This is a genomic window from Bacillota bacterium, from assembly GCA_040754675.1.
In the GTDB taxonomy this organism is placed as follows: domain Bacteria; phylum Bacillota; class Limnochordia; order Limnochordales; family Geochordaceae; genus Geochorda.
In genome coordinates this window covers 1-7,000 of the sequence record JBFMCJ010000212.1, presented here as the reverse complement: position 1 = coordinate 7,000, position 7,000 = coordinate 1, and the positions used below count along the sequence as shown (strand labels likewise).

Sequence of the window (7,000 nt, the reverse complement as noted above, 5' to 3'; positions counted from 1 at the left end):
CGCCTGGAGGCTGTATACCCCATCGCACGGCCTCAGCGGCCTCACCGTCTACAGCGTGGCACCGGTGGTGCCGGACACGGTTTCAGACGGGAGCTGGCCGAGCCTGGCGACGTCTGCGGGGGGTTCGCCCCTTGTCAGCGTGCCCCCGAACGCCTGGCTTTTGGGGACGGAGTCAGGGCTCACGGTGGTCTTCAACCGTCAAGAGCTGAACGCCGGTGGCGCCGCATCGCCGTTTGACGTGGCCGGCAACTGGGAGCGCCGGTACACCGCCCATGGGCTCCCGTCCAACCTCATTCGCGACGTCCTGTATGTGGGTCTCCCGGTGATCCCTCCGGGGAGCGCGGGCTCGCCGGTCCTACCGGTTTGGGTCGCCACGGATCGGGGGCTGGCCTGGGCCGATGCCGAAAACCTCGATGCAGCCGCCGATCCGTCGACCGCCCTCACGCGCTGGACGGTCTGGGACACCACGTCCTCGCCGGTACAGCTCCCAAGCGGTGACGTCTACGACCTGGCGTTCGCGGCTGTGCCACACGACACCGGCGCGCGCTATGCGCTGCTTGCTGCAAGCGCGGCGGGGGTGCTGTGGATTTGGTTGGACGGCGAAGCGGCTTCCGGCGGGCAGGCGGTTCAAGTCCTTCCGGTGGGCAGCGTCAGTCAGGTGGCGGGCGTCACTTGGCCCGTCGGGGAGTCCAACCCAACAGTCCGTCTCTTCATCGGTACTGCCCAGGGGCTCGCCTACCTCGACGTCACGCCCTCGAGCACGGGTGGTGTGGTGGTCGTCCAAGGCCTGACACCCATCCCGGATGTTTTGGGACAGGTCCGAGCGCTGCAGCTTCAACCGGACCCGGCCAGCGATTCCTACTGGCGGCTCTGGGTAGCCACCGATTCGGGCCTGTACAAAGTTCATCCCGGAATGCCTGGAGCGGCCGCGCCCGACTCGGAGCCTGCCCCCTCACCGGCGCCGCTTAAAGCCCACACGACGGTCGGCCTGGTGCCCATCGATGGCCCGGCCGGCGCAGCCCTATCCATCTGGAGCGCAGCGGCCTCACCGGGTTCAGCGCCAGCCCTTTTCATGGCGGACCCTTCCCCGGATTCAACGCCCGATCCAGTAGCCATTTCCGAGAAGCAGCTTCCTCGTGACGACCCGGCGCGTTTTTGGGATCCGGCCGGCCCTCGCATCTACCAGGGGCTGGCCGCCCAGGTGGCCGTGGGGTACGGGTGGCAGGAGGGCGGCGCCGAACTCCGGTACGAGCGCGTCGATCCCGGGTTTCGCGCCATCAACGACATCCACCGCAAGGCGCTCGAGGAGTGGAAGGCGGCTCTCCGTCACCGCCTCGCATCCTCCCTCGAACTCGAGCTGACCCACGCCGACCGCAGTACGGCTGACCCGGCCACCGGCCGAACGCAGCACAGCATGGTGGACCAGGCGGCGGCGACATGGACCCTGCCGCTGCCAGCCCCCGCCCGGTGGGCCTCGCCTCCGGCACTGCGAGCGGCGGTCAGGCTGGAGCGAGTCGATCACGAGCCCATGCACCCCGGCTTCGAGCTGGCCACCCTGACCCGTTCGGTGCGCATCGAGGAGAGCTTCTGGGAGCGGCGGCTGACCGCGGCGGTGGGGTATGAAAGAGTCCGCCACGAGGAGTTCGAGCGGCCTGGCTACGTGGCCGACAACCTCGTGGCCGACCTGACGGCATCGCCTGTTCCTGAAACCACGCTGACGGTGCGGTTCCGATACCCCCTCAAGGTGATCGGCGCCGGCGGCGCCGTCCCGCCACGCGTTGAAGGCACCCGGGACCTGCAGCTTGGCGCCACGGCTGCCCGCAGCTTCGGCGGCATCCGTACCTCGCTCACCCTCAGCCAGCAGTCGGGGTGGCGGGTGACATCGGACGGAACGGCCCCCGACCGCCTCGGGCGGCAGGCTACCCTGTCGCTCTCCGCGCCGGGTATGGCGAGCGCCACCTGGAAGCTCTCACCGACCGGGCGCCTCACGTGGAGCCAGGCGGAGAGCCTGCGCAGCAGCACGACGACCGTGGGGACGGGCGGCAGCCTGCAGGCCCGGTGGCTCCCCGCCGCCCTCGAGCTAGAGCTCTCCGCGGACCGCCGCTACCAGCTCGCCAGGCTCCCGCCGGCCAAGCGATCGGTGCACGACCGGGTCGAACTCGCCGCCGGCACCAAAGCGCTCCCCTGGCTTGAGCCATCGTTGAGCCTGACGGCGGAGAACCGCCAGGTCACCTCCCTCTCCGACGGGCGTGCCACGGCAGCCCTGAACCGCACCGCCGCGCTCCGCCTTGGCTGGGCCTCCCGGTCATCCTGGCCGCAGAACGCCCGCCTGAGCGCGAGCTGGGCCGAGGGCGCCGCTCCGCAGCAGATCAGCCGAACGCTCAAGCTCGAATATACCCTCAACTTCCGTCCCGCCGGGCCGTGGGGTTTCTCGGCTTCCCTGGAAGGCAGCCGGGGTGACACACGCCAGGCGGACGCCGCCCCCCGCCCGCACTGGGGACTGAGCCTGCAGGGGCAGGCGAGCTACCGGTTCTCGGAACAGTGGAGTGCCGGCCTGGAGCTGGGCTACGCCAGGGGCCTGAAGGAGCCTCTCGCCGGCTTCACCGGTTCTCCGCTTCCAGGCCCGCCTGCCCCCTTCCGGACCGGCTGGGGCCGTCTGTTCGTCCGGGCCGAGTTGTAGCCTCTCAGCTCCGACCCGCCAGCCTAAGGGAGCAGCGGTCCATTGAGGAAGCTGTCTGATATTGTCGAATAGAGAAGCAGGGAGCAAATCCAGCCCTAGCTTTGCGATGTGTGCTGCCATTCGCTCAAACCGCTGAAGCAGCAAGGGGGAGGTTGACATGCCGATCGAGGCGTCCAAATGGTATGCTCGTCTGCTCGCAGCGGCCGCCGTTCTGGGGATCATGGCCCTGGCCTGTGGTCCGTTGACAGCACTGGCTGTACCACCCACGCCAATCGAGCACATCCTCACCCAGCCCGACGGAACATCGTTTGCAGCGCGCCAGTGGGGAGACGAGTGGCTCCACGGATGGGAGACCATCGAGGGTTACACGATCCTTCCGGATCCCGTAAGCGGCTACTGGGTGTATGCCGATCGCGCTCCAACGGGTGAACTCGTTCCCTCTACCAGTCGGGTGGGTCTGGATCCCCGGCCGGCAATTCTACCTGAACGCATCAGGCCGCTGGCTCCGGCGCTTCACTCCCAGGTCCTCGAGCGACGTCGCGAGGCCTCGCAAAGAGTGGTACCTCCCAGCGGTGTTGCGAACGTTCCGGTCATCCTGATCAATTTCCAGGATACGACCACTACATTTGATTCATCTGACTTCGAAGCGCTTCTCTTCGGGCAGCGTCCCGAAATCGCGACAGGGCCCGGTAGCATGCGAGATTACTACGAGGAGATTTCCTACGGGACGTTCACCGTTTCAAGTGGCCCCAACGGCGTACGGGGCTGGTTCGAGGCATCGAACCCTCACGATTATTACGGTTACCAAAATGGTATGGAGAGGGCAGCTGAATTGGTAAGGGAAGCAGTTGTTGCCGCCGATCGCGACATGGACTTCAGCTGGTACGACAACGACGGAGACGGCAGAGTAGACGTCGTGATGATCGTCCACCAAGGGACCGGGGCGGAAGCCAGTGGGAACCCAACGGACATCTGGTCGCACCGCTGGAGCCTTTCAGGGGCCGGGGTCGGCGCCGTCATCTTGGACGGAGTGACCATCGACGACTACGTCATTCAGCCCGAGATCCTTTTCGAGTCGATTTCGACCATTGGCGTCTTTGCCCACGAGTTTGGGCACGCGCTTGGCCTTCCTGACCTGTACGATACGGATGACTCGTCAGAGGGCATCGGGAATTGGGGATTGATGGGTAGCGGTTCCTGGAATAGGACGTCTCGCTTCGGCGATACCCCGCCGCACATGATGGCATGGAGTAAGTGGCTGCTCGGTTGGCTCACGCCTACGCCGGTGAGCAGGGAGCAGACTGATTATACTCTTCCCGCCGTTTTCTCAACTCCATTCGCCCTACAGATGCTTGACAATCCGGGCGGCCCCGAGTTCAACAGGAGCACGGGTGCCCTGGGAGAGTACTTCCTGCTCGAGAACAGGCAACGGGAAGGCTTCGACTATGGCCTTCCTTCCGCCGGCCTGTTGATCTGGCACATCGACGAGTCCAGGACTGGCAACCAGGATGAATATCACAAGTTAGTGGATTTAGAGGAAGCAGATGGAAGGGCGGACCTGGACGCTGGCAGGAACCAAGGTGACGCTGGCGATCCCTTTCCGGGCGATACCGGTAAGCGAGCCTTCGACCCGGCCACAAATCCGGACTCCCTGCTGTATGACGGAACGGACCCTGGTATCTGGGTCTCTTACATCGGTGACCCGGGCGACACAATGGTGGCGCGATTCGGGTTCAACTCCCCTCCCGTGGCTCATGGCGGACCTGACCGGTTTGTGACACCAGGGACCGTGGTGTACCTCGATGGATCCAAATCGTATGACCCCGACGTCGGAGACCGCGTCACAAGCTATCGCTGGAGACTTGATACCCGACCCGCCGGTAGCGCCGTGAGTCGGGTGGACAGCTACGGGCCTGATCCGTCCGTTACATTCAGGCCCGATGTGCCCGGCACTTATGTGGTGAGCCTTGTTGTTCGAGACTCCCACGATTTCGAGTCAGTCCCTGACACCGTGATTGTTGAGGCAGTTCACGCATACGCTACGCCGAACCCGGCGTCCAGTTCCGCCACGTTCATTCATAGCGCCAATGTCTCAGGCGGCACGGTCAGAATCTACAACGTCGCCGGACGGCGGGTGGCCACGTTCGCTCTGGAGGCGGATGGCTCGACCACGTGGAATCTAACCGACTCCGCCGGGTGGCCGCTTGCCAGTGGCCTTTACCTGTGGCTCTTGTTCGACAAGGATGGGAAACCCGTGTTGAGCAGGCCTGAGCGGCTTGTCATCCAGCGCTAGGGCTCAACCCCGCAGAGAGACGAAAGGAGGACGACCATGAGTCGCACAATGGCGAAAGTAATGCTGGCCCTGGCTCTGGTTACAGCGGTCCTCGTCGTGGCGGAGCCCGACGCAGGAGCAGCGAGCGATGATACAACGTACACGCATGCTGCAGCCATCTTGCAGATTGGGGCTGGCGCCCGTCCCCTGGGCATGGGTGGAGCGTTCGTGGGGGTGGCGGACGACGAGAGCGCGTTGTTCTATAACCCCGCCGGCCTCGCCTTCCTGCGCCGGTCGGGGCTGACGAGCCTCTACTCCACACAGTACGAGGTCGTGTCCTACGGCGCGCTGGGCCTGGCCACGCGGGGGTTCGGCCTGGGGGCGCTCTATCTGAGCTCGCCCGGCATTCCAGGGGTAAGGGAGGGGAGCGAGATCCTCTCCGAGTTCTCCTATACCAACCTGGCAGGACTGGCCGGCACCGCCCTCCGGCTGGGCCCCCTTGCGATCGGGGTACGAGGGAAGTACCTGGCCATCACCAGCGCAACGCTCGAAAACGGCACGCTGACAACCGTAAACGGGACGGGGTTCAACGCAGACGCCTCTGCGTTGCTGAAGCTCGGGCCGGTCCGGCTCGGCGTGCTTTACGAGAACCTGGTGCAGCAGCCCATCCGCTATACCACCGGGACTGACGAGCCCTGGGAACGCCGCTTGACGGCCGGTGCCAGCCTCAAGCTCGGTCCTATTCTCCTGGCCGCCGAGGTAGAGAGCCTGGGCACGGATTCGAGTGGCGGTAGCCGCTTCTACCACGCCGGGGCTGAACTCAACCTCGCCCCCATGGTGCTGCGGGGCGGCGCCACAGGGCCGCTGAGCAAGTCAGGGCCTTCGGAACAGGAGAGGGATCTCACGGCCGGCGTCGGCTTGCGCCTCGGCGGACTTCAGGTGGACTACGCTTACCTGATGCCTGCTTCCCTGCCAGACACGCACCGGCTGTCGCTGACGGTCCGGTTTTGAAGAGGGGCATTGCCGAACGACCCGGAGTGACGTGGCGAGCCCTCCGGGTGGGGGCCCGTGGCACAGAGCCACGGGCTCTCGTTTTCCCTGGCGGGCTTTGCCAATCCGCACCGGTCACGGAGCGCAGCGGGGTCCCATCTCAGACAGGCGCGACAGGCGTCGAACCGCCCGGCACGTGCAGGAGTTTGCGGCGTTGTCTCGAACGCACTCCCCCGCAGGCTCCTCCTTATCGAGAGCTGGCCGAGGGACTGGCCCGATGACGCCCGGCAACCGGCCGCCGCAAAAGGGCGGCACGGTGCCAACTCCTGCGGGGCCTACCGACCCCGAGAGATAAGGGGAGGGTGGCAGCAAGCCTCTCCCGACCCGGAGAGGTTGTTTGTTTTCTCGGAAGGCGGGTGGGCTGTGTGACAGCACGGGTGGTGGCCGAGAGCGCCGGGGATCGGGAGAACGGGCCGGGGCAGGAGCACCTTCACGGCCTGGAGTCAGCGGCGCGCCTTGCGGGACCGGACTTGATGGAGGCGATCCGGCGTTCGATCGCGTCGGTGCCCGATTTCCCCAAGCCCGGCATCCTGTTTCGCGACATCACGCCCCTCCTGGGCCAGCCCGAGGCCTTTCAGCAGGCGCTGAAGGCCCTTGAGGAACATGTTCGCCCCTGGGCGCCCGACCGCATCGCCGCCATCGAATCGCGGGGCTTCCTGTTCGGCCTGCCGCTGGCCCTTGCCCTCGGCATCGGCTTCGTGCCCATCCGCAAACCGGGCAAGTTGCCCCGCGAGACGCTTCGCGAGGGCTACGAACTGGAATACGGCGCCAGCTACCTCGAAGTGCACGTCGATGCGCTGCGCTCCGGGGAACGGGTCGTGGTGGTGGACGACCTCCTGGCCACCGGGGGTACGGCGGCCGCTGCCGGCCGGCTGGTGACCCGCCTGGGCGGCATGGTTGCGGGGTTTGCGTTTCTCATCGAGCTGGAGGGTCTCAGGGGCCGCCAGCGGCTGGAGGCGTTCGGCGCGCCCGTGGCGAGCCTCATCCGGTTTGAGGTA

The 7,000-nt window shown here is 66.1% G+C and carries 4 protein-coding genes and 1 riboswitch; all 4 genes read left to right on the top strand.

The window, feature by feature from the left end; translation table 11 throughout:
• Positions 1-2,680 (top strand): hypothetical protein (locus AB1609_12765; protein ID MEW6047333.1); only part of this gene is annotated, 2,680 nt, incomplete at its 5' end.
• A 157-nt stretch (positions 2,681-2,837) separates the two neighbouring features.
• Complete coding sequence (locus tag AB1609_12760) at positions 2,838-4,973, top strand: M6 family metalloprotease domain-containing protein (protein MEW6047332.1); 2,136 nt, start codon at positions 2,838-2,840, stop codon at positions 4,971-4,973.
• A gap of 36 nt (positions 4,974-5,009) precedes the next feature.
• Positions 5,010-5,963, top strand: coding sequence for a hypothetical protein (locus AB1609_12755; GenBank protein MEW6047331.1), 954 nt, complete (start codon positions 5,010-5,012; stop codon positions 5,961-5,963).
• A 223-nt stretch (positions 5,964-6,186) separates the two neighbouring features.
• Positions 6,187-6,300, top strand: a riboswitch (SAM riboswitch).
• 175 nt (positions 6,301-6,475) lie between these two features.
• Positions 6,476-7,000, top strand: a 525-nt coding sequence (locus tag AB1609_12750) for an adenine phosphoribosyltransferase (protein ID MEW6047330.1), incomplete at its 3' end; no start/stop codon positions are given.